The organism is Wolbachia endosymbiont (group A) of Sicus ferrugineus (assembly GCF_947251515.1).
Classification (GTDB): domain Bacteria; phylum Pseudomonadota; class Alphaproteobacteria; order Rickettsiales; family Anaplasmataceae; genus Wolbachia.
Genome location: NZ_OX366370.1, coordinates 52,702 through 77,047 on the forward strand (window position 1 = coordinate 52,702; position 24,346 = coordinate 77,047).

Consider the following 24,346-nt stretch of genomic DNA (forward strand, 5'->3'; position numbering starts at 1 on the left):
TATAGGACTTATTAATTACAAGCCCAATTTAGGGTTTCTAATTAGTTATTAGAACTTAAAAAGCGCGAAAGCCATTTAGTCAGCCAAAAATTGCCTCGTAGTTTATTTGAATTATCAACTTCTTCATTGCTGCTATCCTCAATTTGGTATCCAGAGTTCTGTAATGGCTTATAACCGTTTGAATTAACATCATCTCCTTGTTTTAAAACAAATGTATTTACATCTAAACTGTTATCAATACTAATGTTCAATGTAATATTAAACTCTTTTTCGATTGTAGAAACTGTATTCCGTTTATTATTAAAAATATGCGCTATAACCGCACTATGCGCTACTAAATCAAAAGACTTATTTTGGTTCCTATGAGCAATGTGTTGTAAATCCCTTAGTATCGATGCAACAATTACTTCGTTCGATTTTACTCTTCCAATACCCTTGCAGTGTAAACACTCTGTAGTATTAATTTCTTGTATGTTTGGTTTAATTCTTTGTCTTGAAAATACCATTAAACCAAAGTCATTTATGTAGCTAAATTGAACTTTAGCTTTATCGTCTTTAAACGCTTGCTTTATAGCAGACTCAACAGCTCTGCAATACTGATATTTCAACATGTCAATAAAATCGATTACTATTAATCCTGATAGGCCCCTAAGATTCACCTGTCTTGATATTTCAGGTACTGCTTCCATATTGGTTCTATAAGCTGTTTCTTCTATGCTATCTTCTCCTGTCATCTTTCCTGAATTTACGTCTATTGAAACAAACGCCTCAGTTAAAGTTATTACCAAAGACCCACCAGATGGCAACTCTACCCTATTGCTATATAACTCAGAAATTTGATCTTCGATTCCATAGTAAGTAAAGATTGGGATAGAACCTCTATACAATCTGTAACGCAACTTACTACCTTTTAATGCATTTTTAATATATTGTCTCACTGATTCAAAAGCTTCCTTCCCAGATACTATGACTTCTATACCATCGCTACAAAAATCACGAACAGATCTCATAATTACATCTGCTTCGTTGTAAATTAATGATGGAGCATTTACAGAGAAGGCATTTTTTTGAATGCTCTGCCATAATGAGGATAAGTAATTGTAATCCTGCTCAATTTCTTTCTTATCTTTTCCTGAACCAACAGTTCTTACTATTAAACCTGATCTTTTTGGCAAGTTTATTGAACTCAGTATATCCTTTAACTGCTTTCTGACATTAGCATCTTCAATTCTGCGAGACACTCCACCTTTACTCATGGAATTTGGCATGAAAACACAGTATCTACCCACTAAAGTTATGTATGTTGTAAATGAAGCTCCTTTATTGCCTCGTTCCTCTTTAGTTAGCTGGACCAATACTTTTTGATTTACTGAAATAACATCTTGTAATTTGTATTTTTTATATAAAGGTACCTCTCTTACAAAACCACTACCTAACTCGTTGACATTCTTACTAGCTGCAGAATCTGAAGAAACATTTGCTGAAGCTTCTTCTGTACAATCGTCATTTGAGTAGCCCTCAAAGATAGTTTCCTTTTCTTTTTCTGGAATATTGAAGTAATCTAGAGATATCTCGGAAAAAGATAAAAAACCTTGCTTGTTTTTTCCATATTCAATAAATACGGCTTGCAAAGAAGGCTCTATACGCTTTACATAAGCAACGTATATATTACCTCTTAATTGTTTTTTTTCCTTGAATTCTTGTTCAAATTCTACAACCTTATTATTAACTGATAAGGCAACTCTTACCTCATTAGAACAGGCAGAATTTTCTATCAATAATAACCTTTTGCCACTATTTGCCACTTATTTACCGTTTGCTTTTCATTCTGAAGTTAACTTCATGCTACTTAATGCACTGTTGATTGTCAAGAATTTTACGATCTGCATTATTCGGTTGACTTTTAGTGTTTTGCGTAATAAACTCGCATAGAATTTATTATATCATTATAAGTATGGCGAAAAAAAATGCTTCTTTGCTCGTTAAGTTAGTCAGCACTGCAATCAAGATAACAAAAACTGGTGAAGAAAAATCAACTGGCTATTTTTATGTAAAAAAGCGTAATCCAAAAAAGCTCACCAGAAAACTGGAGTTTAGGAAGTATGACCCAGTAGTCAGAAGGCACGTATTATTTAAAGAAGAAAAATTAAAGTAGTTTTTTTATAAGGAATTTTATTATTATGCAAAATTTACAATTAAGTTATCCTATAATAGTAGAGTTGGGGGATGTAAAAGATACAAAACTGAAATTAATAAAGGTCATTGCACAATTAATAAGTAAGAGGTACAAAACACAGAAAAAAGCAGCAAGCGCTCTAAAGATTGATCAACCTAAAGTATCTCAAATCAATAGGTCAAAAATCGAAGGGTTTTCCTTAGAATACTTGCTTAACTTATTGATTGCATTGGACCAAGACATAAACGTAAGAATAAAGCATAATTCTAAACCTGTATAATATGTAAAGGACAAATGGTGATTTAAATGCAGAACAATAAAACAGTAAGTCAGAGGCATTTTAAAAAGAACTTGTTACTCAACAAAACAAGATTTGAAATTTTGTGCAATGCTATTGATTATAGCTAGATATGCATCTTTTCCAGGCTCTATGTCTGATCCAATAGGATCAAGAACTACCATTTTTGCGTCATTAGAAAGAGCATTAGGCTTTATGCTATCTTCTTGTGAATGAGCAAATATACATTTAACGTTTTCTTCCTTCATTATCTTTTTTAGCTTCATTAAACTCTTCATACCTATGTACGAATCCTCTTCTATAGAAAGAATGGCGCTTGGGTGATTTAAACCAAAATATTTTTCAAAATATTGATAAGCATCGTGAGTGACGATGTATTTTTGATTTTTAAAATCATTCAGTTCTTTCACGATTTCTTTTACTTCTTGGTCTATTTTTTTTATGGCTTTTGTTGCATTAGAGTTGTATCGATGGAAATTTTCTTTATCTATGTTAGACAATGTTGCACTTATAAAAAGTACCATGCTCTTTGCATTTTCGGGACTCAGCCAAATGTGTAGGTCTTTTTCATCTTGAGTATTGGTAATTTTTCTAGAAAATGAATGTGGCCGAGCAGGAAGTAGGTTGATTACCTTTGACAATTGCACTAGTTCTTTATTATTTTTGGCGAAAGTTTGAACAAACGTCTCTAAGTTATCGTCAGTGTAAAATATGACATCACTTGATTCCAAATTACTCGCATCAGACGGCTTTAATATATAATTATGCGCAGATGTTGCATAGCCAAGCAATTCCGGTTCTAAAATCCCTTCTGTCACAGAAGCTACAAGTGAGTGGATAGGTTTGATTGTAGCTACAACTTTTAAATTGGATGAAAAGGCAATATTATAGTATAGTGTAAATGAAAGTAATAGAAAAAAAGCCAGTAAATGTCTCATATAAACGTTGAGAAGAAGTTAAATTTTGCCAAAAAGTTAAATAATGTCAATAATCGTGTTCTAAAAATAGAAAATCTTGCTCTCACATATGATGGTAAAAGAATCCTTGACAATATCAATATGTTCATGGAAAGAGGAGACGTAATTACAATACTTGGTCCAAATGGTGGAGGTAAAACCTCTTTAGTGAAAGCAATTGCTGGCATAAATAAAAGCTGTACCGGTAGTATCGTATTTGCTGACAACATAAAAATTGGCTATATGCCGCAAAATTTTAGTATTAGTAATTTGATGCCAATAACAGTTGAATATTTCCTTTTAAATAGCTCCTTGAAAAGACTAAAGAAAAATCAATCCATTATTACAGAAGCGATAGAGTTGGTTGGTATCGGTAACATTTTGAAGAATCAAGTGTTAGAAATTTCTGCAGGGCAAACACAACTACTACTGCTTGCACGTTGTTTAATTGCAGAGCCTGACTTGATCATTCTAGATGAACCAGTCAGTGCAATGGATATTAACGCGCGGGCTAAATTTTATGATATTATAAATAAAATAGCAAAAAAACGATTGGTATCGATTCTTATGACTTCTCATGATCTTAACTCTGCTCTACCATCCTCAGATTACGTAATTTGTATAAATAATACTATCTATTGCCAAGGCAAGCCTGATGAGATTATGAAAAATAGAACCCTAAATGAAATATTTAGCAGTTACGCAGCAAAATGATTCAAAATATTTTGCGTCTTCTGCACATAACTACAGTGCTGACACGTTACAATATATTACCTTATTTACTTCCACCATCAAAGAAATCAATAAATAAAATACAAGGCCATAAGCTAAAGTGTGCTCTTGAAAAATTAGGTCCGGTGTTCATTAAGTTTGGGCAGTCTATCTCATCACGTACTGATGTTTTAAATGAGGATATAACAAATAACTTGTTATTGATATGTGATAGATTGCCATCATTTTCACATAAAATAGCAGTTAAAACTATAGAAAGTGAGTTTAATTGTAAATTGAGCGACATTTTTTCAAGCTTTTCTGAAAAGCCAATTGCAGCAGCATCGATTTCTCAGGTGCATAGAGCGGTTACAACTGAGGGTAAGGAAGTTGCTGTGAAGGTTTTAAGGCCAAATATTGAGAAAACATTCTCAAGGGATATAAAAATGCTTTCTTGGCTTGCAGAAATTGCAGAAAAATTTAGCGAACAATCAAAAAGGCTGAGGCCAATTGAATTAGTCAAAACTTTTGCTGAAATTTGCCGATTAGAGTTAGATCTACGTTTTGAAGCTGCTCACTCTTCAGAACTAAAGGAAAACACAAAAAATGACAGAGGTTTTTATGTACCTGAAATAGATTGGAATAGAACTGCAAAAAAGGTTTTAACATTAGAATGGATAGAAGCAACACCAATATACGAAGTTGAAAAACTGAATAATCGTAAGCAAATAGCTATCAATCTTATAGAATCGTTTTGTAGTCAGGTATACAGGGATTGTTTTTTTCATGCTGATATGCATCCTGGAAATCTAATGGTTGATAGTAATAACAATATTATTGCCCTGGATTGTGGAATCATGGGTAGAATAGATCGTGAGACATGCTATTACGTTATAGAGATACTCAAAGGCTTTTTAAATCGGGATTATGACCACGTTGCAAAAATGCACTTTAAAGCTGGTTACGTTTCATCACAGCATAGAAATTTTGTCACAGCTTGCAGGGCAATAGGTGAACCCATTATTGGGCAGCCTATACAGAAGATTTCATTTGCTAGTTTACTTGCTCAGCTATTAAAAATAACTGGTGATTTTGATATGAAAGTTCAAACACAATTGTTATTGCTGCAGAAAACTATGATTTTACTGGAAGGGACATGTAGAAAGATCTACCCAGAAATCAATATGTGGAAAGTAGTTGAAGCGTGGATAAGCAGTCAACATGAAAGTAAAATAGGGTATAGGGAAAAAATTAGAAATTCTTATCCTGTAAAAACAATCCAAGGGATATTTAGCCTTATAGAAAAATTAAACCTAATAGCTGATAAAAAATTAGAAAACATCCAAGTTAAAAATAAATCAAATGGAAAAGTCTATTTTTTACTGTGGTTTGTAATTATAATTCTAATCGTTAAGTTTTTAATTTCTTAAACTATGGGAAAAAACTGCGTCAAACCCAATTTTTAATTCAACTTAATTTTTAATCTGCAGGAGTCGAGTTGAGAATGTCCAATTTTCCACTTTCTTTATAGCATAACATACTTCAGTCCTGATCCGCCTCTTGCTCCTCTTGAAGCCCAATAGCTCACCACTTATGTGTAAATTAATCGTTAATGTTGTACACGTTCTTTTCTTTTTCTACTCTCTCTTGCTCTTCAATACAATATATAGCAAGCGGATTAGCTTTAAGTCTTTCGACTCCTATTTCTTCTCCTGTTCCATCGCAGTAACCATAAGTGCCTAATTTTATTTTTTCTAACGCCTCCTTAATCTTTTCTTTTCTATCTTTTCGGCGCTTGATTAATTCCTCATTTCCACTATCTCCATCAGAATAGTATGTATCAATACTATTATCTTCTAGTTCTTGTTTCTCCAACTCAGCGAGTATTGATTGTAACTTTAAGCTGAAGTATTCCAGTTGTTTTACGCTCATATATTCTTCATCTTCTGAAGGAGTATAATCCTCTGGTGACTTTATTTTCGGTAACTTTTCCATAATTGCATTATCAAAAAAATAATAAAACCTATATAACTTATGAACAAAAAATTATACTACCCTCAAAGTAAACACTATAATTTATAATAAACATTTAAAAGCCTAGTATGATCGACTTAGTAAAAAAATTAGTAATAGATGGTAAGAACCTTACCTATATAGTATGTATTTTTATTATAATGTTAAGTTTATCTTCATTTACACTTGAAAACAACAATAAACAAGAAGTTATGTTAACATTAACATGGATATGTGCTACATTTGTTTTGCAGATCTCTACAAATAATTTGTTTACATCTGATTATCATGATGGAATATTAGAGCAAATCTTTGTACAGCCACTCTCTTCTAGGCTTATAGTTGCTTATAAAATTTTCGCTCACTGGTTATTATTTGGGCTACCGATTTCAGTGGTTTCTTCCATATTCAGCTTTGCAGTTCTAGGCAATAGTATTGAACACTCAATAGCAGTTGGAGTGTCTTTATTATTTAATACGCTGATAATCATTAATATTTCAGCTACTGGAAATGCATTGATGATTGGTCGAAACAACTTAGCATCAGGAGTATCGCAAATTCTTGTTTTGCCAATGATAATGCCAACCTTTGTGTATTTTAAAATTCTAACTCAATTTGAAAATTTGTCCTTGAATATTTATACACTACTAATCACCATGTTAATTTTTGTCGTTTTGATTGTTAACAGCACTATAACTACTCACATTGCATTAAAATTTGCTGTGGAACAGGATTGAAAAATCTTACTGTTATTCAGTAGGTATCCGTTTAGCAGAGTGGCAAAATAGGTAGACAAGATAAACCAAAAAATCAAGAAAAAGTGAGTTTACAACAAATGGTGTCATGCAAGTAGCTGACAACATAGAAACGAAAAAACTTACTTGACAAACTCCGCCAGCCCCCTTATTATGACAATAAGGGTATTTATGACTCAAAACTTGTTTTTGACCTGCAGGCTCAATGACAAAATTCAGTAAAAAACTCAGGGTATTTATTGGCGGATTACATAAAATTATAGCGGCTGCATGTCTTTTTTATTTTTTCTACATTCAGCCAAATCGCGCTTATTTTAAGCGTTAGCACATTATTACAGCGCCAGTTTAAATTATTATAGGGTCAAAACTCGCACCACGGGGCTTCTTTTGCCTTTTTTTCCGCTTGGTAAATTTCTTAATGTTTGTAGCTAAAGCAATTTAAGAGACCGAAAATGGTGTCATTCCAGTGCGTGACGCTGGAATCTAGTCTTTATTATGCAGCCACTTATTTAAAGTTAAGTTTTCTGGATCCAAGTAGTCAGGGCACTGGGATAACACCTTGACGATTTGAAGAATCGTCATCCCGCTATGTGTTAGCGGATGAGATACCGCGGCGGTATGACGGTCTGCGGCAGTATGACGGTTCGCGGTGGCATGACGATAACCTAGTCATCCCGCTGCTTGTTAGTGGCCGCGGCGGTATGACGGTTCGTGGCGGTATAGTAACTCGTCATTCCGCTACTTGTTAGCGGGATCTGCTGTGGCGACATGAACTCAAATCATTTCAAATTTCAATCCAAAGAGGTATCATTATGTCAAACAATTTCAATTTTTAAAGAATTTTTTAACCACTATGAAACAAATAGTACGTCAGATGATATACAAAGGTATTATTTGCTGTGGAAATCAGTAATAGCGCAGGCAATGATTGATGCAGCAAGTCACTGCAAAAAAACAGAAAGCTTGGTAGAAAAACGTAAGGCGATTTCTTGGTTGTCAGACTTCAGTCAAGATTTTGTTCACACATGTATATTGGCTGACTGTGATCCGATATACGTAAAAAACAAAATACAGCCAATTTTAAAAAGCCTTACTAGATAAAGCCTTTTTAATGAGGTTTACTCCTTTTACCGAAAAAAAATATCATTCAATCTCCTATCTATAGCTGCCTCTATATCTTTGATTAATAGCTGCTTTATCATGTCTACTTTCCGCTTTGCATCTTGAGCGTGATGCTCATTGTTACCACTGTTATTGCTGTAATTATTCTTATCACTATAACTACTGCCACTTGGTTTACTACTGTTACTGAACTCACTACCCTTTTTTCTTCTTGTGCTGAGTATCTGCACTATCTTTTCCTTTAAAAAAGACTTCCAGCCTTTGCTAAGGAACAACTTATAGAGAAAATGCGGAGTAAGGAATGCTACTAACACTCGAATAGAAATTCCATAACCGAGATCTTCCCTATTTTCATAATACAATTTGCAATATTGAAACAAATGGTAAAACGCATTTTTGAAAGAGCCAAATTCTACAGCATACCAAAAACCATTGCTGAGAAACATGAGCACAATGCTGAATGTGTAAAGATACATTGTGAAGAGAAACAGTTTCACAGTTATATCTTTTAGACTACCTAATATATAATTCAATAATCTTAATTTATAGAAAAGTGATATCATTTCACACCCACTTCAATATGGCTGGGGTGGAAGGATTCGAACCTTCGCGTGGCGGTATCAAAAACCGCTGCCTTACCACTTGGCTACACCCCAATACTACTTACATCAATAACACTATTAGCCCAATTAGTAAAAGATTTATTTGCTTTTTCTATGGGCATCACAGCAATAGCTGGCTGATCATAAGAATGCATTGCTTCGATTTTTTCTACAATTTTATCAACTTGATCATTTTTGCTCTTCATAATTGCTACTACTTCACAACTATTACTAATTTTACCTTCCCATAAATACAGAGAATTCACTTCGGGAAATATATTTACACATATAATTAATTTCTCGTTTAATAATTCTTCAGAAACAGTTTTAGCCTCCTTCAAACTTGAAAAAGTTGTATAAATCAAAACTAAATTATTCATTAGAATCTACATAAATGCATTGCTACTATACTCCACTCAGGTTTATTCATCAAGAGAAAATAGATGAGATTTTTCTGTTATTCTAGCACTCTCTTCTGTCATTCCAGTGCCCAGACACTGGGATCTCATTTCTTAATTTCACAATATAAATCATTCCAAATTGCACCTATTTGCAAGTATATAAATATAATAATTTTGCATAAAAACTTAGATCCCAGTGTCACGCACTGGGATGACAGAGGATAATGTAAAAAGTCTAATTGTAAATTTAAGTCGACTATAGTCAAAAACAAAAAAGGATGTTACTCATTGAGTAACATCCTTTTAGAGAAGGTGAGCTGTTTTGTTTATTACACTGTTGTAACTTTTTGTGTAATAGGTTCCAGACTAACTCTATTCAAACCCGCACGTCGTTTTGCCAACTTTTCCCCAAGCTCTTTGTCAAATTGTTCTTTTGAAGGAAGACCTTGTCTTGTTGGCGTAGAATGAGCAGATGAGCCAGGTGAACTCCTTCCACTATCAGGGGAAGGGCTTCTAGGTACCTTTGGTGTAAAAGTAGGAGGCTTTTGTTGTTCCTTATCTCCTCCATTAGTTCGAGCAGAAAGCGCGTGGTGTTTCACCCGCTGATCAACAAACTTTGACCATTTATCCTCTAAAGTTGGACTTTCAGGCACCTTTGGTGAAGCAACTGGAGTAAGCTTAGAAGTTAAGCTACTAGATGAACTGCTTCTTCTAAGACGATTAGGATTTACTGTTGCAGGTGGCATTGCGCCTGATTCAAGAGCTTGATATTCAACTTCAGAAGTTTTTCCTGACTTTTTGCCACTTTTGAAAGGTGATGAAACCTTATCCCAAAATGAAGAAGGTGCTTTTACTTCTTTATGCTCACTAGGGTCTAACAACTTCGCTTCGCTGCTAGTAGTGCTGTCAGTCCTTGCAGAATCTAGTGAACTCATTGAACTGCTTTCTGATAAACTGCTAGTTAATTGTGTAGAGTCTTTTCTTCCTAGTGAAGACAATGATGACGATATAGACCTAGTTAAACTTTTGAAAGAAGGCCTGTTAGCTCTTTTCTCAGCTTTGTTGAACATATTGCTTACGCTTGAATACAAATGACTTTCTTTACATTCTTTAATAACCTCCTTAATTTCATCGTAATGGTCAGAGAAAACACTGTCGATGAAATACCTATACTTAGGCAATGACCTTTTTGTTAACAAGCTATACAAACTTTTTTCATTTAAATTATGAATGAATTCTTTCTGTACTTGCCACTTAGGAGTATGCTCTTCCCATCTTGATTTTGCTTCCTCTGCCATTTTTAAATCAATTTTTGACGATATTCTAGAAAGTATATTTTTTACTAACCCAGAATTATTTCCTTTGTCAGCAAAAATTGCCTTGAGATCCCCTTTTATTTCTTGAATTTTCTTCTTTTGTGATGAATCAGGAACAAGCTCATCATTTATTCTGTCTGAATAATTCTCGCTACCAGCCGCATTATATAACTTATTTGCCGCTGCCTCAGTTACACGACTTGCTCCTTTCTTTACTTTTTCACCTACGAAGCTAACACCTCTTTCTAGTGAAGCTGCCGAATATTCATAACCCTCTTTTACCTTGTTTTTGGAATATACAGCACCATCTCTAATTTTTCCGCCAATATAATTCGCCCCATCAACTGTCTTTTCTGCAGCATATTTGAAGCCTTCTTTTATTTGTGCTCTATATTTCCACATTGCATAAGAAGCACCAACCAAAACAATAGCTCCTACTACTGCTCCAATTACAATTCCAGCTATTGGTACAGCAGCTGTTCCTGCAGCGACTGTAGATGTTCCTGTAGTTGAAAAAGCAGAAGCAATTGCTGACCAGTTGGTTGCAACAAGATAAGATATGAAGCCAATTGCTCCCAACCCAAAAATACTACGGTCCAATCGAACCTGCTTTTGTAATGATTTTATTTCTTTCCCCAATGATTCTATTTTTTGTTTTAATAAATCCTCTGAAGAAGGCGTAGAATTACTTTGTTGTTTAAGTTGTTGTATTTCAACAACATTTGAATTTGTTCCATTATCAGATAACATTTTAAACCTCACTATTAATTAAATATATTCATATTGTACACCCTCGATTCTTAAGTTAGTGTTAATTTGGCTGTTAATGTTCATTTGTCTTTGAATAATTCTGCTTGACGTGTTTTTTGATAGTGTGGAAAATTAGGTCAAGAAGCCGGAGTATTTATGAGGTGCATAAAAAAGGCACTCATCTTTTTGGCTGTTATAACTTTAATAATAATAGCTTTACTATTTAGGTACAATTCCCATTTTCACGAAGACGTAGTGCACTTAAAGAGTGACAACAAAGAATTCAAAAAAAAGCCAGAAAATTCTATAGAGTCGACCATACTACATAGAGAAAAGGAAGTGTACGATCATGTTTTCCATCCTGATGATTAATTTGTAAATAAAATAGCAATTTATGTTTGCATTTTCTTATTAAAGAAGTAATATTAGCGTATTAATTATAGAATCAATCATTATGTTTGATGAGAATAATCCTTGGAATTTGGGAAAGAAACCGGTAGGGAACAAAACTCCTAATAATGAAGATATTTTAAGTAAAGCTGTATCTGATGTAAGGTTCTTTCTGAATGGATTAACCAGAAACAGGGGCAAAAAACCTTATTTCATCATTTTTATTATTTTGCTGTTCTATGCTTGCACTGGCTTTTATATTGTCCACCCTAGTGAGGAAAGTATAGAACTTACCTTTGGTAAGTATTCTAATACAGAAACACCTGGTTTGCGTTATCACTTCCCCTACCCTATTGGCAAGGTTTTTAAAGTGAATGTTAAGGAAGTAAATCGTGAAGAAATTGGGGTAAGTAGTTCTTATGGGCGAGACACAGATCGCGGTGAAGGTGTGATGCTAACTGGAGATGAAAATATAGTCAACGTTAACTTCGAGGTTCAGTGGCGCGTTAGAGATGCTAAGGACTATTTATTCAAAGTGCGTGATCACAAACCCGGTTTCAGTGTTAAAAATGCTGCTGAAAGTGCTATGAGAGAAATAATAGGTAAAAACACGATCTCTTTTGCACTTGGTCAAGGCAGACCAGAAATTTCTAGAGATACTAGAATTCTATTGCAGCAGATTCTTGATGGATACCAAATGGGCATAGAGATTTTATCTGTTCAAATGAAAAAAATTGATCCACCAGAAAAAGTAATCAGTTCGTTTAGAGATGTACAAAGTGCTCGTGCAGACAAAGAGCGTACTATAAACGAAGCATATGCTTATAATAATGATATTATACCTCGAGCAAAGGGTGAAGCGATAAAGATAAAATTAGATGCAGAGGCATATGAGAATGAAGTAATAAATGAAGCAAAAGGTAATGCAAATCGCTTTTTATCTCTTTACGAGGAATATAGACAGAATCCTTCTCTCGTTAAGAATCGTATTTATCTTGAAACTATGGAAAATATTTTCAGTAAGGTAGACAAAGTTGTTGTAACTGATGATCTGAAAGGTATGTTTTCTTATTTACCTCTTACAAATTTAGGGAAATAACCATGAGTAGTAATATTAAAATTGTTTTTGTTTCTGTATTTGTTGTTTTATTGATTGTTTTATTTAATTCAATATTTGTTGTGCAAGAAACAAAGCAAGCGATAGTTATACAACTCGGTAAAGTTGTAAGAGATGTTAGGGAAAGTGGCTTATATTTTAAGTTACCATTCATAAATAGTGTAGAGTTTCTTGATAAAAGAGTTTTAGATTTAAGTCCTGATAAGATCCCAAGGGAAGTGATAACAGCGGATCAAAAACGTATTATAGTAGATGCGTATACAAAATATAAAATAACAAATCCTGTTACTTTTTACCAGGCTGTGAGGAATGAATCAGGGCTGGTTAGAAGATTGTATCCGGTTATAGAAGCACACATAAGAGAAAATATAGGCAGATTTTCGTTGATTAGTTTGTTGAACGAAAAAAGATCAGAGGTTATGCAATTGATTCAGCGTGGAGTTTATTCTGAAGCTGAAAAATTTGGCATAGAAATAATAGACGTAAGAATTAAGAGAGCAGATTTACCAGAAGAAAATAGTTCTGCAATATTTCGCCGTATGCAAACTGAAAGGGAAAAAGAAGCAAAAGAAATTAGAGCAGAAGGAGAGCAAGCTGGGCAGGAAGTTAGATCAAAAGCTGATAAATTAAAAAGGGAAATTATCTCTAGTGCAGTAAAAGAATCATATGAAATAAGGGGCCGTGGTTATGCTGAAGCAACTAGAATTTATAATGAGGCATTTAAGGTTGATGAAGAGTTTTTTAACTTTTATCGCTCTATGAGCGCTTACAGTAAATCATTTGCCGAAAATAATACTAAATTTGTACTTTCACCAAATAATAACTTTTTAGATATTTTAAACAAAGGATGGAAATAATTTATGAAAAGTAAGGCATTTATTTTATCTATATTTGCATATTTTCTAATTGCGTTTTCTTCATACGCTAATATGTTTGATTGGGATGCAAAAAAGGTCGTTGATGCTAGCACTACTGCATGTAACTGTAATCAAGGACTTGCCGATTTAGTGGAAGAACTCATTCCTGCGGTTGTAAATATTTCAAGCGAACAAATAATCAAACAAGAAAGTAACAATAGAACTAAAATCCCTTTTATGCCAAGAAATAATTTCTTTGATGATTTTAGAGAATTTTTTGAGCATTTTGATCAGTTTTTTATGGATAGGGGCCCTAGTGTTAACAGAGAGGTGGTGTTGCTTGGTTCTGGGTTTATTATAGATAAAGGTGGAACTATAGTAACCAATTATCACGTTATTAAAAACGCCCAAGATACCACAGTTACTATGAACGATAATACTTATTTCAAAGCAGAAGTTTTAGGCTATGATGCAAGAACTGATCTTGCTGTGCTTAAGGTTCATTCTAATAAAGATCTTCCTTTTGTTGCATTTGGTAATTCTGATACAGCAAGGGTTGGCGATACAGTTATTGCAATAGGTAACCCATTTGGTTTGGGTAGCTCTGTAAGCACAGGAATTATATCTGCAAGGTCCAGAGACATTAGTATCGGCACTATGAATGAATTTATTCAAACTGATGCTGCAATTAATAGAGGCAACTCTGGAGGGCCATTATTTGATTTAAATGGAAAAGTTATAGGCATTAACACCGCTATCTATTCCCCATCTGAGTCTGGCGGTAACGTGGGTATAGGCTTTGCTATACCATCTAATTTAGCTATGTCAATTATTGACACATTAAAAAGTGGCAAAAAAATAAAACATGGTTGGCTTGGTGTGCAAGTTCAGCCTATAACGAAAGAATTTGCTGAGTCTTTGGGTTTAAAAGATACAAAAGGTGCACTGGTTGCAAGTATAGTAAAGGATAGCCCTGCAGAAAAAGGTGGAATTAAGGTGGGTGACATATTATTAGAATTTGATGATAAAAAAATTGATAGAATGACACAACTGCCTCAAATGGTTTCAAGAACTGAACCTGGAAAAAAAGTACAAATTAAGTTACTTAGAAAGGGCAAAGAGGTCAATATTAAGGTTGTGATTGAAGAATCTGCAAATGATGGTCAAGGTAATAATCAAGAAGAAAATAAATCAACATCCGATTACATAACTGGTTTAACTGTTTCAAACCTGCCAAAAGAATCAAAAGAAAGTAATCCTACAAAAGGTGTGATAGTTACTAATGTAGATAGTAACAGTAATGCCACGCTGCGTGGTATTAAAAAAGGAGACATTATTATCCAATTAGATGGAACCGATATAGAAAATACTAATGATTTTCAAAAACAAGTTGATTCAGCAGTAAAGAAAAACGGTAAAGATTCAATAATGTTGCTCATTTACCGCAATGGAAATCAGTTTTTTACTTCAATAAAGTTAAAGAAATAGCTGGCTTGCAGATTATTCTGTAAGGCAACATTTTGCGTTACTTCCTGTCACCTCAGTGCTCGACACTGGGATCTATCTTCTTTTTTTCTAGATTCCAGCTTCACGCGCTGGAATGACCCCGAAGGGTGAGCGTGGTTATGCAAGAAGTTCTCTGAATTTGTATAGCCAGAAAAATCTTCATAAAATTTACTTCTTCTAAACTCTTCAACTTTCTTCTCATCATTTAGTGAACCACGTTCAGCAAAGTATGCATCTGTCTTTTGAATATATAAACTAATCAACTTAGGAAAAGTGTAACCAGCTTCGTTAGAAGATTTTAAACACTTAATAGGCAAGCCATGAATGCCCTTGTTAGTCCTTTTATGATCAATGCATTCATCATTTTTTATTAACATTGTATGTTGCTTGAAAAATTTCTCACTCTCTTCAAAACCTTCGAAGACTTCTTTTTTTTGATAATTTTTCTTTCTACCATTTTTTTCTATTCTTTCTATTTTTGTTGCAAGTTGCGCTGATTGTTTGATTGTCTTATCTCCTTCGCGATTAAAGTACATCTTATAAGGAGTAATTGAATTTATGATTTTATGTGTTTTCCAATGACAACCAAAAACCTTTAGTACTAATTTGATTATCGGAGCAAGAAGAATTTTTAATTTTGCTATAAAACCAAAGTAGTAAAGAGAGGCTTGTTTGAGTGAACTAGCAGCGTTGCTAACAACACACCTCAAATGTATATCATTATTTTTAAAATTTTTATGAACCTCTGCAGCTACATGTCCGCCAAAGCAATCCCCAAATAATATTATATTATCCGGCTTTACACCATTTTTTAACAAATCAGTGACAACTACAATGCCTGATTCAACTCTATCGTTACGAAACGTAAAAGAGTTTTTGCTCTTGCCCAAGCCAGGATAATTAAAGAGATGTACAGTAATTCCTCGGTCTGTTGACCACTGCCAATTTTGCAAATCCAACTCTTTGGATTTTACAATACGATTCCCTCCACCTACGAAATAGACTAGATGCTTTCCATTCCATTGATCTACATCTTTACTAAGCATTATTATTTTTTGGATTTTCATCCCATTTCGAGTTTTCACAAACTCTTCCTTAGTGTTTATTCTTTCCGTTGCTGTCACCTTAATTCTCACTACATCAATTTCATAATACATAAAACTTTCCAAAAAGTCAAATTTATGAACAAAATCAACTTTCAAAAATTCATTGAGTTATGCTTTCAAACGGTGGTGCCGGGATGTAAGTATAATGATTATCAGTACATAAAAGTCATAGAAGACAGGCTGAAAGCAGCGAATGCTGGCGAAGTAAGGCGCATAATATTCAATATGCCACCGCGTTCAATGAAGTCCATGTGCATAAGCGTTGCGTGGCCCGCATGGATACTGGGAAATCAGCCAACTGCAAGAATAATAGTTGCAAGTTATTCTCGGCTGCTCAGCGAAAAGCACTCGCTTGACACCAGGTGCATAATGCAATCTGATTGGTATAAAGAGCTGTTTCCAGAGGTAAAATTATCCAAAGACCAGAACACTAATACCAATCCCCACTATACAAAGAACGGATAGACAATAATGGGAAAAAAGCCATACTAAAGTAAGTGAAGTAGCGAGGTATAAATGGCATTAAGATCAAAATTATTGGATGAAAAAGTAGTAGAATCAGCAAAAGAAATGCTGAAGAAAGTAAGGAACAATGTATATGTTTCAAAAAAACTAAATGCTGTAATTGCGGCAAAAAAGCATAGTATAACGGCTGTAGCAAAAATATATTGAATTTCAAGAAGCGCACTAACTTCGTGGATAAAACTCTTGAAATTTGGCAGAGAAGAAAAACTGTTTGCTCCTCCATCACGCCGTAGAAAAACTAAATTAAATCAGGCTCAACTACAGCAAATTGAAGCATGTATAGAAGAAAATCCTAATATTACCATTAAAGAAATGAGAATAAGAATCCAGGAAAAGTTCGGATTAAATATCAGCAAATCTACAGTACACCGCCATATGCAAAAGATGAAATTTTCATATATTACACCAAGACCAGTACACAACGTACAAGATAAAAGTAAACAAGAGGAATTCAAAAAAAAATCTCAATGGAGCTATTAGCAAGTATCCAGAAAAAGAGCTATTTTTCTTTGATGAATCAAGGTTTGGCACACATTCGAAAGTTGGGCATGGATGGTTTAAAAAAGGCACTAGGACTCGGGTTAAAATAAAATTAGGTAGGCATAATTTTTATCTCTACAGTGCAGTTAATCCTAAAAATGGAGAGAGTTTTAGCTTATTTGCACTAAATGTTAACACTGATTGCATGAATGTATTTCTTGAGCAAATGTCGCAATATCTAGGGACAAGAGAAGCTGTTCTTGTTATGGACTGTGCTAGTTGGCATAAGTCAAAAAATTTAAAGGTAGCTAAAAATATTGAGATTATATACCTACCTCCATATTCACCTGAACTCAATCCTGTTGAGAGGCTTTGGTTATACATAAAACAGAACATTTTGCGCAATAAAATATACGATACAATTGCTCTGCTTTAGGGTGCTTTGTGCAAATTTATTACTTCTCTTGCCAGCTCCACAATTAAACAACTCTGCAATTTCTCCTATTTGACTGACCAACAATGAGAATTGGTATGAGATACCGCGGCGGTATGACGTAGGGAAACCTTTCTTGGGTTAGGTGTGTCGTAGAGACACAAAGAATGTTCAAGTAAGAGCAAACTAAGTGCAAAAGCTACTCAATAGATGAGGGTGGGCCCCTCGGAGCCGGTTTACAAGAGCAGGCTTCAAACAACATACTGTAATTGCAATTGAATGACGGAGAGACATACTCCATTATTTTAGCACGAAGTAACAAGTTCAATGAATCTGTTCTTCAAAAATAATTTAAACCTTTACAGTAGGAGTAGTCTTATGAAATATTATAGCGGATTAGATGTCTCACTCAAAGAAACTTTTGTAAGTATCGTTGATGAGAAAGGAAAAATTGTAACAGAAGAAGTTGTTGTGAGCGAAAGCAAGGCAATAGCTGAGTATTTGCTCAGTCAGAGTAAAGAGTATGAAGCAATAGGAATAGAAAGTGGACAGCTGTCAATATCAATGTGCAAAGAGTTAAGGAGCTTTGGATTACCAGTAATTTGTGTAGATGCGAGGCATATGGCAGCAGCATTGTCTGCGAGAATCAATAAAAACGATAAAAATGATGCAAGCACAAATGATGAGAGCTGGGCTGTATAAAGAGGTATTAGTAAAATTAGATGAGTCTTGTCAAGTTAAGGTAGCGCTCGGAAGTAGAAGGCAGTTAATGTATTGCAGAGAGCAAATTATGGGAACAATAAGAGGGCTATTGAAGATATACGGAATAAAGCTTGGCAAGAAGTCAAAGATTGTAATCTTTTCTTTAAAAGTGCAAGAAGCAATAAAAGATCTAGATAAAGTCAGTAAGGATTCAATTGAAGCATTAGTTTGTAGTTTGGAAATAATAGAAGAATCAATTTGATAAAATATTATCAGAGAAAGGCAAGAAAGACGAAGATTGCAAATTATTAACTACTGTTCCAGGAGTTGGTATTATAGTAGCAATGACGTATAAGGCTACAATTGATAAACCACATAGGTTTGAAACATCTGATACAGTCGGAGCCTATATGGGATTGACGCCAAGACAGTACGCTTCTGGAGAAGTTGATCGTCATGGTAGCATATCAAAGATGGGACCAGTAGAATGTAGAAATATGTTGTATGAAGCTGCGCATACAATGCTGACAGTTAGCAAGAAAAAATTCAAATTAAAAAGCTGGGGTTGCAAAAAAGAAGGGTATAAAGAAAGCAGTAGTTGCATTCGCAAGAAAACTAGCTATAATTATGCATAGGATGTTGGTTGATAAAACAGAATTTTATTATCAATAAACACTGAGGGAGTATAGGACAATAATTTTATTGAAAGTAAAGATAGTAATGCCGATGGAAGGGATAAGCAAGAGCTATGGTTGAAGCGTAGACTTCGTAAACAACATGTTGCCATCCACTTCCGCCCTAACAAGTATAGTGCGGCTTGGCTAAAATTAAACTAGCCATATCAGACCGCGGAGAGAACCATGGAAAGCATGCTACTTTTAACTTATGTGAAATTACCAAGGATTATGAAGAAGATACGCTGTTTTGATTTGTGTGAAAATTATTGTTGACTTATGTGCAATTAGAGAACCATAAGCTGCTTTGGCAAGGTAGTGAGCGTTATGGAAAAGGCGCAATTATGCGTCATGTGTGAAATAGAGAGACGAATGCAAATGAACCACTGATAAAGTGTCGAAAGGAACTAGACGACGTCAAAACCAGGGGTCTAACCTAACCTGGGATAAATCTATCGGGAGCTTGTTTACTGGATAGGTGGCGTCCGGCATAGAGGTGGCGTGAATCTATTTTGGGCTATTGCGTGGAACTGCGGGAACCTGTCGTTTCGATGATAAGGGAGAAATCCAAGGAGCTAAACTCCAAGGGTGAGAGTACCGATGCGGAAAACAGGGGCGCGTAGTAGTTAAGAAGTCTCTGTAATGGAGATGGAGCGAAGGGATTTAGTTTAGTTATTTGTCAACCAGAAATGGGATGAGCAATTGATTAAAACAGAATCCTTGATTATGCTATAATTAGTAGCAAGGGCCGAATAATGGGAGCTATGTGAGTCGAGAGGTTCATGCACAGTTCTGCGAGAGGCTGGCGGGGAAGGTCCGCCGGTCTACTCTCCCTATACAATGCTAATAAGTGGCGAATCGTTGGTAAAACTAAGTCACTTTAGCTATAGAATGACAGAAAGGGTTTGCATTAGCCAAATTTTTAGTTGAGGTAGCATAAGAGGTTAAAGGAAAAGCTTTGTGTTAATGGATTCATTTCAGGTATAATGCAGATAATACCACAATACTTATAAAATGGATCATGTTGTTAATGCGTACAATAGACTTGACACTCCTATAGTTAGGGGAGAAGGGGCATATCTTTTTGACAAAGATGGTAAAAAATATTTAGATTTTGCTGCAGGTATTTCTACAACTTCTTTAGGGCATTGTCATCCATACATTACAGACAAACTGAAAGAGCAATTGAGCTCACTATGGCACTGCTCTAACATTTTCACTATTCCCGAGCAAGAAAGGCTTGCTGAACGTTTAACAACCCTTACTTTTGCAGATAAAGTTTTTTTCTGCTCAAGTGGGCTTGAAGCAACAGAAGCTGCAATTAAGTTTATTCGTCGTTACTTTTATTCAAAAGGGCAAGCAAAACGTAATCGTATTGTTACAATTGAAGGAGGGTTTCATGGCCGCAGTATTGCTGCAATTTCTGCTGGAGGCAGTGAAAAATCATGCGAAGGTTTTGCTCCGCTTCTTTCTGGTTTTGATAAAGTGCCAAGAAATGACATTAAAGCTTTGGAGAAAAAAATCAGCGATGAAACAGCTGCTGTGTTTTTAGAGCCCATACAAAGCGAAGGCGGAGTATATCCACTAGACGTGGAATATCTTCAAAAAGTAAGGAAAATAACAAAAGCTCAAGGGATAATTTTGTGCTTTGATGAAGTGCAATGCGGATATGGACGCATCGGTTCTTTATTTTATTATCAAAATGTCGGCATTGAACCTGATATGCTAACCTGTGCAAAAGCTATGGGTAACGGTTTTCCTCTAGCTGCATGTTTAGTAAAAGATTACATAGCAGAAGCAATCACTCCAGGAACTCATGGATCAACCTATGGCGGCAATCCACTTGCCATGACTGTTGGTAATGCAGTGCTCGATATAATGCTAAAAGAAGGCTTTTTTGATCATGTTAAGAGAATTAGTAAATATTTAAAAGAAAAGCTGTTGCCTTTAGCTAAAGAATTTCCTGAGATGATTTCAGAAGTTCGTGGAGAAGGGTTACTAATGGGAATAGAACTAGCAACTCCTGTAGCTGATAAAGTTATTAGTCGATCTCTTGATAAAGGTTTAATAATAACTAGGGTTTCAAACAACAAAGTAGTAAGGATAACCCCACCACTTATCATTGAGGATGAGCATGTGAATGCAGCGTGTAATATGCTTTATGATTTATTTTTTAAGATTAAAGATATATAAAATTCGGCAATATAAATTCAGGCTTGCAAATGCCTTTCATAACATGTAAAATTAATTTTGTTTTTTATCACAATAACATCGTACTTTAATGGATTGGTTATTGGTCTTAGTATCATCAGCAATTTTTATTTTGTTAATTTTATCGTTTTTGTTCTCAGGAGCAGAAATAGGCTTAACCTTAATTAGCCGTTCTCGAGTTAATAAGCTAAAACTAGACGGTAACAAAAGAGCCAGGATAATAGACCGCTTATTAAATAGGAAAGAATTAACAATAGGAACGGTATTGCTCGGCAATACAATTATTAATATTACTTGCTCTGCTTTATTTGCAGCAATATTTATCAATCTTTTTGGAAATGAGGGCGTTCTCCTATCAACAATTATAATAACATTTTGTATTTTATTGTTCTGCGAAGTTCTACCAAAAACTTATGCTATTCAAAATCCTGAAAAATTTGCATCATTTTCTGCTTATTTTGTATTGTTTTTTGTAAAGATTTTTTCTCCATTGACGCTAGGTATTCAATTTATTGTTAACCTCATCCTGAAATTATGTGGGCTGCATAAAGATAAGGAAGTAATATCTGCAGCGGATGCAATGCGTAATATGATTACTCTTCACCGCAGTGAAGGAACTATGTTACAACAGGATTTAGATATGCTAAGCAGCATACTTGATTTGGCTGAGACAGAAATATCACAAATTATGACTCATAGGAGAAATTTGTTTTCTCTTGATATAGATCGGAATAAAGAAGAGTTAATAAGAGAGATTTTAACCAGTAGTCACAGTAGAGTACCTTTATGGCAGAAGGAACCAGATAACATTGTCGGGGTGATTCACGTGAAAGATCTAATAAACGCCTTGCGTGAAAAAGATAGTAAAATAGAGATTGCCCAAGTTATGTCAAGGCCTTGGTTTATACCAGAAAGTACACCGCTCAGCGTACAACTTCATAACTTCCGTAAGAACAGGAAACACCTTGCATTTGTTATTGATGAGTATGGAGCACTGCAGGGAATTGTAACTCTTGAGGACATACTGGAAGAAATAGTTGGAGAAATTTCGGATGAACATGATTTGATCACGGAGAATTTCATAAAGAAAATATCTGACAATATGTATCACATAGAAGGAAAATCTACTATTAGGGACATTAACAGGCAGTTACACTGGAATCTCCCTGATGAAGAAGCTACAACTCTAGCAGGTATGATTGTGAATGAAATAGAGCGCATTCCTGACGAAGGCGAGGAGTTTTCCATGTATGGTTTTCGCTTTAAGATTTTAAAAAAAGATAAAAATATTATTACTGTTGTTGAAGTGCAAGTAAAAACTGGTAATACTAGTAGGAGCAATTAATGAGTGGAGTTTCATGGAAGATACAGTAAAAATAACGACTGAAGAGTTAAAGGGTTACATAGAGAGAATCGAAAAACTTGAACAAGAAAGGAGGGATGTGCAAGATCACATTCGTGATGTATATGCAAAAGCCGCAGATGAAGGTTGGGATACAAAAGTGATGAAACAAATTATTAGGCTGAGGAAGATGGATGATGATGACAGAGAGGAACAGGAAATATTGCTTGATACCTATAAACGTGCATTGGGAATGAACTACGAAGAAGAGTTAAGTGAATAGCAGAATTGTAATTGGAATAAGTGGAGCATCTGGTTCTATTTACGGTGTACGTATTTTAGAGGCGTTAAGGAATATTAATAGATCTCTTGTCCAAGTAGCTGACACTGGGATCCAGGGAAAAAGAAATATAGATTCCAGCGTCACGCGCTGCAAATTTGGTTATGAAACTCATTTAGTGATAAGTCGTGCTGGAAAAATAACTCTAGCTCATGAGATTAAAGAAAAACTTGAAGATATTACATCACTTGCAGATTTTTACTATTCTGAAGAAAAAATAGGAGAAAAAATAGCAAGTGGCTCATTTAAAACCTCAGGAATGATTGTAGCACCATGCTCTATGAAGACAATGTCTGAAATTGCATCAGGTATTACTTCCAATCTATTGACAAGGGCTGCAGATGTAACGCTAAAAGAAAGAAGAAAATTAATTCTTATGGTGCGAGAGTCACCACTACATCTTGGGCATTTACAAAATATGTTAAAATTAACGGAGATGGGAGCAATAATTGCTCCACCAGTGCCTGCTTTCTATATTAAACCAAAATCGTTGGATGATATTATTAATCATTCTGTTGGCAAAGTATTGGATTTATTTGATATCAAATTACCTGACTTTAAGGAGTGGCAAGGAAGTGACAATTATTATTGATGGTAAAAAAATAGCAAACGACCTATGTGAGAGGCTATCACAAAAAATTGATATTTTAAAGAGAGAGTATAACGTTTTTCCTTGCCTGAAAGTAATTCTCGTGGGCAGCAATCCAGCAAGTCAGGTTTATGTTCGCAACAAACAGAAAAAAGCAGAATCAATAGGCATAAGTTCTGAGACCATTGTTTTGCCTAATAATATTTCAGAAGATGAATTGATTGAAAAAATCAATGAGTTAAATGAAGATCGATCTGTACATGGCATTTTAGTACAGTTGCCTTTACCAAATCATATTAGTGCAAGCAGAGTAATTAACTCAGTAAGTATTGAAAAAGATGTAGATGGCTTCCACGATGAAAACGTTGGTAGATTAGTTAAAGGTGAAAAAAACTGCCTTATACCTTGCACTCCTAAAGGTTCTTTGCATTTAATTAAATCAATTGAAGAGAACCTTTCCGGTAAAAACGCAGTGGTGATTGGTAGGTCAAATATCGTGGGCAAGCCAATGTTTCACCTATTGCTGCAGGAAAATTGCACTGCTACCATCTTGCACTCACAGAGTAAAGATTTAGCTGAATATTGCTCTAAAGCGGATATAGTAGTTGCAGCAGTCGGAAAGCCAAATTTTGTTCAAGCAGACTGGATAAAGAAAGGTGCAATAGTGATCGATGTTGGCATAAATAGTGTTAATGTAGGAGAGCTTGTAGGTGATGTTGACTTTGAGGGAATAAAAGGGAAAGCCAAAGCTATTACCCCAGTACCCGGAGGCGTTGGCCCAATGACAATTGCATTTCTAATGATGAACACTGTTATTGCTGCTTGCTTGCAGAAGGGAGTTGATGATTCTAATTTCATTAGTTGAGGTATGAAGAGGAAAGCTATATGAAGATAGAATGTACCACATCTCACAATTAATAAAAAATTAAGATTTTTGAAATTCCTCAGTAGTCAAATTTATTAAATATTTAGGA

At 34.8% G+C, this 24,346-nt stretch carries 25 protein-coding genes, 1 tRNA gene and 2 pseudogenes; 20 read left to right on the forward strand and 8 right to left on the reverse strand.

Features of this window, described 5'->3' with window-relative positions:
• Nucleotides 1–41: 41 nt before the first annotated feature.
• Nucleotides 42–1,805, reverse strand: a complete 1,764-nt coding sequence (locus tag OPR24_RS00260; protein ID WP_265033316.1) for an Rne/Rng family ribonuclease — start codon at nucleotides 1,803–1,805, stop codon at nucleotides 42–44.
• 149 nt (nucleotides 1,806–1,954) lie between these two features.
• Between OPR24_RS00260 and rpmG the strand changes: the two genes are divergently transcribed.
• Together rpmG and OPR24_RS00270 are read left to right on the forward strand one after the other, a co-directional pair.
• Entirely contained in the window at nucleotides 1,955–2,155 is a 201-nt protein-coding gene (gene rpmG / locus OPR24_RS00265) for a 50S ribosomal protein L33 (protein WP_064124823.1), read from the forward strand.
• A 25-nt stretch (nucleotides 2,156–2,180) separates the two neighbouring features.
• Nucleotides 2,181–2,456 carry a helix-turn-helix domain-containing protein gene (locus tag OPR24_RS00270; protein ID WP_264687833.1) on the forward strand — a complete coding sequence of 92 codons (276 nt, stop codon included), beginning with the start codon at nucleotides 2,181–2,183 and terminating at the stop codon, nucleotides 2,454–2,456.
• A 74-nt stretch (nucleotides 2,457–2,530) separates the two neighbouring features.
• Here OPR24_RS00270 and OPR24_RS00275 read toward each other — a convergent pair whose 3' ends face one another.
• On the reverse strand, nucleotides 2,531–3,412 hold the full coding sequence (locus OPR24_RS00275) for a zinc ABC transporter substrate-binding protein (protein WP_265033318.1): 882 nt from the start codon (nucleotides 3,410–3,412) through the stop codon (nucleotides 2,531–2,533).
• Between OPR24_RS00275 and OPR24_RS00280 the strand changes: the two genes are divergently transcribed.
• Together OPR24_RS00280 and ubiB are read left to right on the forward strand one after the other, a co-directional pair.
• Nucleotides 3,404–4,144 (forward strand): metal ABC transporter ATP-binding protein, encoded by a 741-nt coding sequence (locus OPR24_RS00280; protein ID WP_064124826.1) that lies wholly within the window; start codon nucleotides 3,404–3,406, stop codon nucleotides 4,142–4,144. The genes OPR24_RS00275 and OPR24_RS00280 overlap by 9 nt on opposite strands.
• The gene (gene ubiB, locus OPR24_RS00285; RefSeq protein WP_265033320.1) at nucleotides 4,141–5,571 is read left to right on the forward strand and encodes a 2-polyprenylphenol 6-hydroxylase; all 1,431 of its coding nucleotides are present in this window, start codon (nucleotides 4,141–4,143) and stop codon (nucleotides 5,569–5,571) included. Before OPR24_RS00280 ends, ubiB begins: the two co-directional genes overlap by 4 nt.
• Nucleotides 5,572–5,743: 172 nt before the next feature.
• On the opposite strand, the gene OPR24_RS00290 is transcribed toward ubiB, so the two are convergent.
• A complete protein-coding gene (locus OPR24_RS00290) occupies nucleotides 5,744–6,136 on the reverse strand; it encodes a TraR/DksA family transcriptional regulator (protein WP_253302608.1) in 393 nt (130 codons plus the stop codon).
• A 107-nt stretch (nucleotides 6,137–6,243) separates the two neighbouring features.
• Here OPR24_RS00290 and OPR24_RS00295 point away from each other — a divergent pair, with 107 nt between their 5' ends.
• Nucleotides 6,244–6,891, forward strand: coding sequence for a heme exporter protein CcmB (locus tag OPR24_RS00295; RefSeq protein ID WP_265033322.1), 648 nt, complete (start codon nucleotides 6,244–6,246; stop codon nucleotides 6,889–6,891).
• A 786-nt stretch (nucleotides 6,892–7,677) separates the two neighbouring features.
• Nucleotides 7,678–8,010 carry a hypothetical protein gene (locus OPR24_RS00300; protein ID WP_265033324.1) on the forward strand — a complete coding sequence of 111 codons (333 nt, stop codon included), beginning with the start codon at nucleotides 7,678–7,680 and terminating at the stop codon, nucleotides 8,008–8,010.
• A 26-nt stretch (nucleotides 8,011–8,036) separates the two neighbouring features.
• Here the strand turns inward: OPR24_RS00300 and OPR24_RS00305 are convergent, their stop codons facing one another.
• The 4 genes from OPR24_RS00305 to OPR24_RS06450 form a co-directional block, all read right to left on the reverse strand.
• Nucleotides 8,037–8,477, reverse strand: a complete 441-nt coding sequence (locus tag OPR24_RS00305) for a hypothetical protein (RefSeq protein ID WP_265033326.1) — start codon at nucleotides 8,475–8,477, stop codon at nucleotides 8,037–8,039.
• Between the two features lie 135 nt (nucleotides 8,478–8,612).
• A tRNA-Gln gene (locus tag OPR24_RS00310) sits at nucleotides 8,613–8,687 on the reverse strand.
• A complete protein-coding gene (gene cutA, locus OPR24_RS00315; protein WP_265033327.1) occupies nucleotides 8,678–9,013 on the reverse strand; it encodes a divalent-cation tolerance protein CutA in 336 nt (111 codons plus the stop codon). Before cutA ends, OPR24_RS00310 begins: the two co-directional genes overlap by 10 nt.
• Before the next feature lie 350 nt (nucleotides 9,014–9,363).
• Nucleotides 9,364–11,100, reverse strand: a complete 1,737-nt coding sequence (locus tag OPR24_RS06450; protein WP_320157122.1) for an actin-bundling T4SS effector WalE1 family protein — start codon at nucleotides 11,098–11,100, stop codon at nucleotides 9,364–9,366.
• Nucleotides 11,101–11,256: 156 nt separating this feature from the next.
• Here OPR24_RS06450 and OPR24_RS00325 point away from each other — a divergent pair, with 156 nt between their 5' ends.
• The 4 genes from OPR24_RS00325 to OPR24_RS00340 all read left to right on the forward strand — a co-directional run bounded on the left by OPR24_RS00325 (nucleotide 11,257) and on the right by OPR24_RS00340 (nucleotide 14,952).
• A complete protein-coding gene (locus OPR24_RS00325) occupies nucleotides 11,257–11,472 on the forward strand; it encodes a hypothetical protein (RefSeq protein WP_265033328.1) in 216 nt (71 codons plus the stop codon).
• Nucleotides 11,473–11,554: 82 nt separating this feature from the next.
• Nucleotides 11,555–12,589 carry an FtsH protease activity modulator HflK gene (gene hflK / locus OPR24_RS00330; RefSeq protein WP_265033331.1) on the forward strand — a complete coding sequence of 345 codons (1,035 nt, stop codon included), beginning with the start codon at nucleotides 11,555–11,557 and terminating at the stop codon, nucleotides 12,587–12,589.
• A gap of 2 nt (nucleotides 12,590–12,591) precedes the next feature.
• Nucleotides 12,592–13,464 carry a protease modulator HflC gene (hflC, locus tag OPR24_RS00335; protein WP_265033333.1) on the forward strand — a complete coding sequence of 291 codons (873 nt, stop codon included), beginning with the start codon at nucleotides 12,592–12,594 and terminating at the stop codon, nucleotides 13,462–13,464.
• Between the two features lie 3 nt (nucleotides 13,465–13,467).
• Nucleotides 13,468–14,952, forward strand: a complete 1,485-nt coding sequence (locus tag OPR24_RS00340) for a DegQ family serine endoprotease (RefSeq protein ID WP_265033336.1) — start codon at nucleotides 13,468–13,470, stop codon at nucleotides 14,950–14,952.
• Between the two features lie 47 nt (nucleotides 14,953–14,999).
• Here the strand turns inward: OPR24_RS00340 and OPR24_RS00345 are convergent, their stop codons facing one another.
• Complete coding sequence (locus OPR24_RS00345; protein ID WP_458694320.1) at nucleotides 15,000–16,127, reverse strand: alpha/beta hydrolase family protein; 1,128 nt, start codon at nucleotides 16,125–16,127, stop codon at nucleotides 15,000–15,002.
• A gap of 24 nt (nucleotides 16,128–16,151) precedes the next feature.
• On the opposite strand from OPR24_RS00345, the pseudogene OPR24_RS00350 reads away from it, so the two are divergent.
• From OPR24_RS00350 to folD, 10 genes and pseudogenes are all read left to right on the forward strand, one after another.
• Nucleotides 16,152–16,508 (forward strand): annotated as a pseudogene (locus OPR24_RS00350) (hypothetical protein); the annotation flags it as partial.
• An 84-nt stretch (nucleotides 16,509–16,592) separates the two neighbouring features.
• A pseudogene (locus OPR24_RS00355) lies at nucleotides 16,593–17,604 on the forward strand (IS630 family transposase).
• A gap of 288 nt (nucleotides 17,605–17,892) precedes the next feature.
• A complete protein-coding gene (locus OPR24_RS00360) occupies nucleotides 17,893–18,216 on the forward strand; it encodes a hypothetical protein (RefSeq protein ID WP_265033342.1) in 324 nt (107 codons plus the stop codon).
• Nucleotides 18,194–18,478 carry a hypothetical protein gene (locus tag OPR24_RS00365; protein WP_265033344.1) on the forward strand — a complete coding sequence of 95 codons (285 nt, stop codon included), beginning with the start codon at nucleotides 18,194–18,196 and terminating at the stop codon, nucleotides 18,476–18,478. The genes OPR24_RS00360 and OPR24_RS00365 overlap by 23 nt, the downstream gene beginning before the upstream one ends.
• 82 nt (nucleotides 18,479–18,560) lie before the next feature.
• On the forward strand, nucleotides 18,561–18,851 hold the full coding sequence (locus tag OPR24_RS00370) for an IS110 family transposase (protein WP_265033346.1): 291 nt from the start codon (nucleotides 18,561–18,563) through the stop codon (nucleotides 18,849–18,851).
• Nucleotides 18,852–19,904: 1,053 nt separating this feature from the next.
• The gene (locus OPR24_RS00375) at nucleotides 19,905–21,083 is read left to right on the forward strand and encodes an aspartate aminotransferase family protein (protein WP_265033347.1); all 1,179 of its coding nucleotides are present in this window, start codon (nucleotides 19,905–19,907) and stop codon (nucleotides 21,081–21,083) included.
• 88 nt (nucleotides 21,084–21,171) lie between these two features.
• On the forward strand, nucleotides 21,172–22,446 hold the full coding sequence (locus tag OPR24_RS00380; protein ID WP_265033349.1) for an HlyC/CorC family transporter: 1,275 nt from the start codon (nucleotides 21,172–21,174) through the stop codon (nucleotides 22,444–22,446).
• A gap of 13 nt (nucleotides 22,447–22,459) precedes the next feature.
• Complete coding sequence (locus OPR24_RS00385; RefSeq protein ID WP_265033351.1) at nucleotides 22,460–22,726, forward strand: DUF2312 domain-containing protein; 267 nt, start codon at nucleotides 22,460–22,462, stop codon at nucleotides 22,724–22,726.
• On the forward strand, nucleotides 22,719–23,375 hold the full coding sequence (locus tag OPR24_RS00390; RefSeq protein ID WP_265033353.1) for a UbiX family flavin prenyltransferase: 657 nt from the start codon (nucleotides 22,719–22,721) through the stop codon (nucleotides 23,373–23,375). Before OPR24_RS00385 ends, OPR24_RS00390 begins: the two co-directional genes overlap by 8 nt.
• On the forward strand, nucleotides 23,359–24,237 hold the full coding sequence (folD, locus tag OPR24_RS00395) for a bifunctional methylenetetrahydrofolate dehydrogenase/methenyltetrahydrofolate cyclohydrolase FolD (RefSeq protein WP_265033355.1): 879 nt from the start codon (nucleotides 23,359–23,361) through the stop codon (nucleotides 24,235–24,237). The genes OPR24_RS00390 and folD overlap by 17 nt, the downstream gene beginning before the upstream one ends.
• The last annotated feature ends 109 nt before the right edge of the window (nucleotides 24,238–24,346 follow it).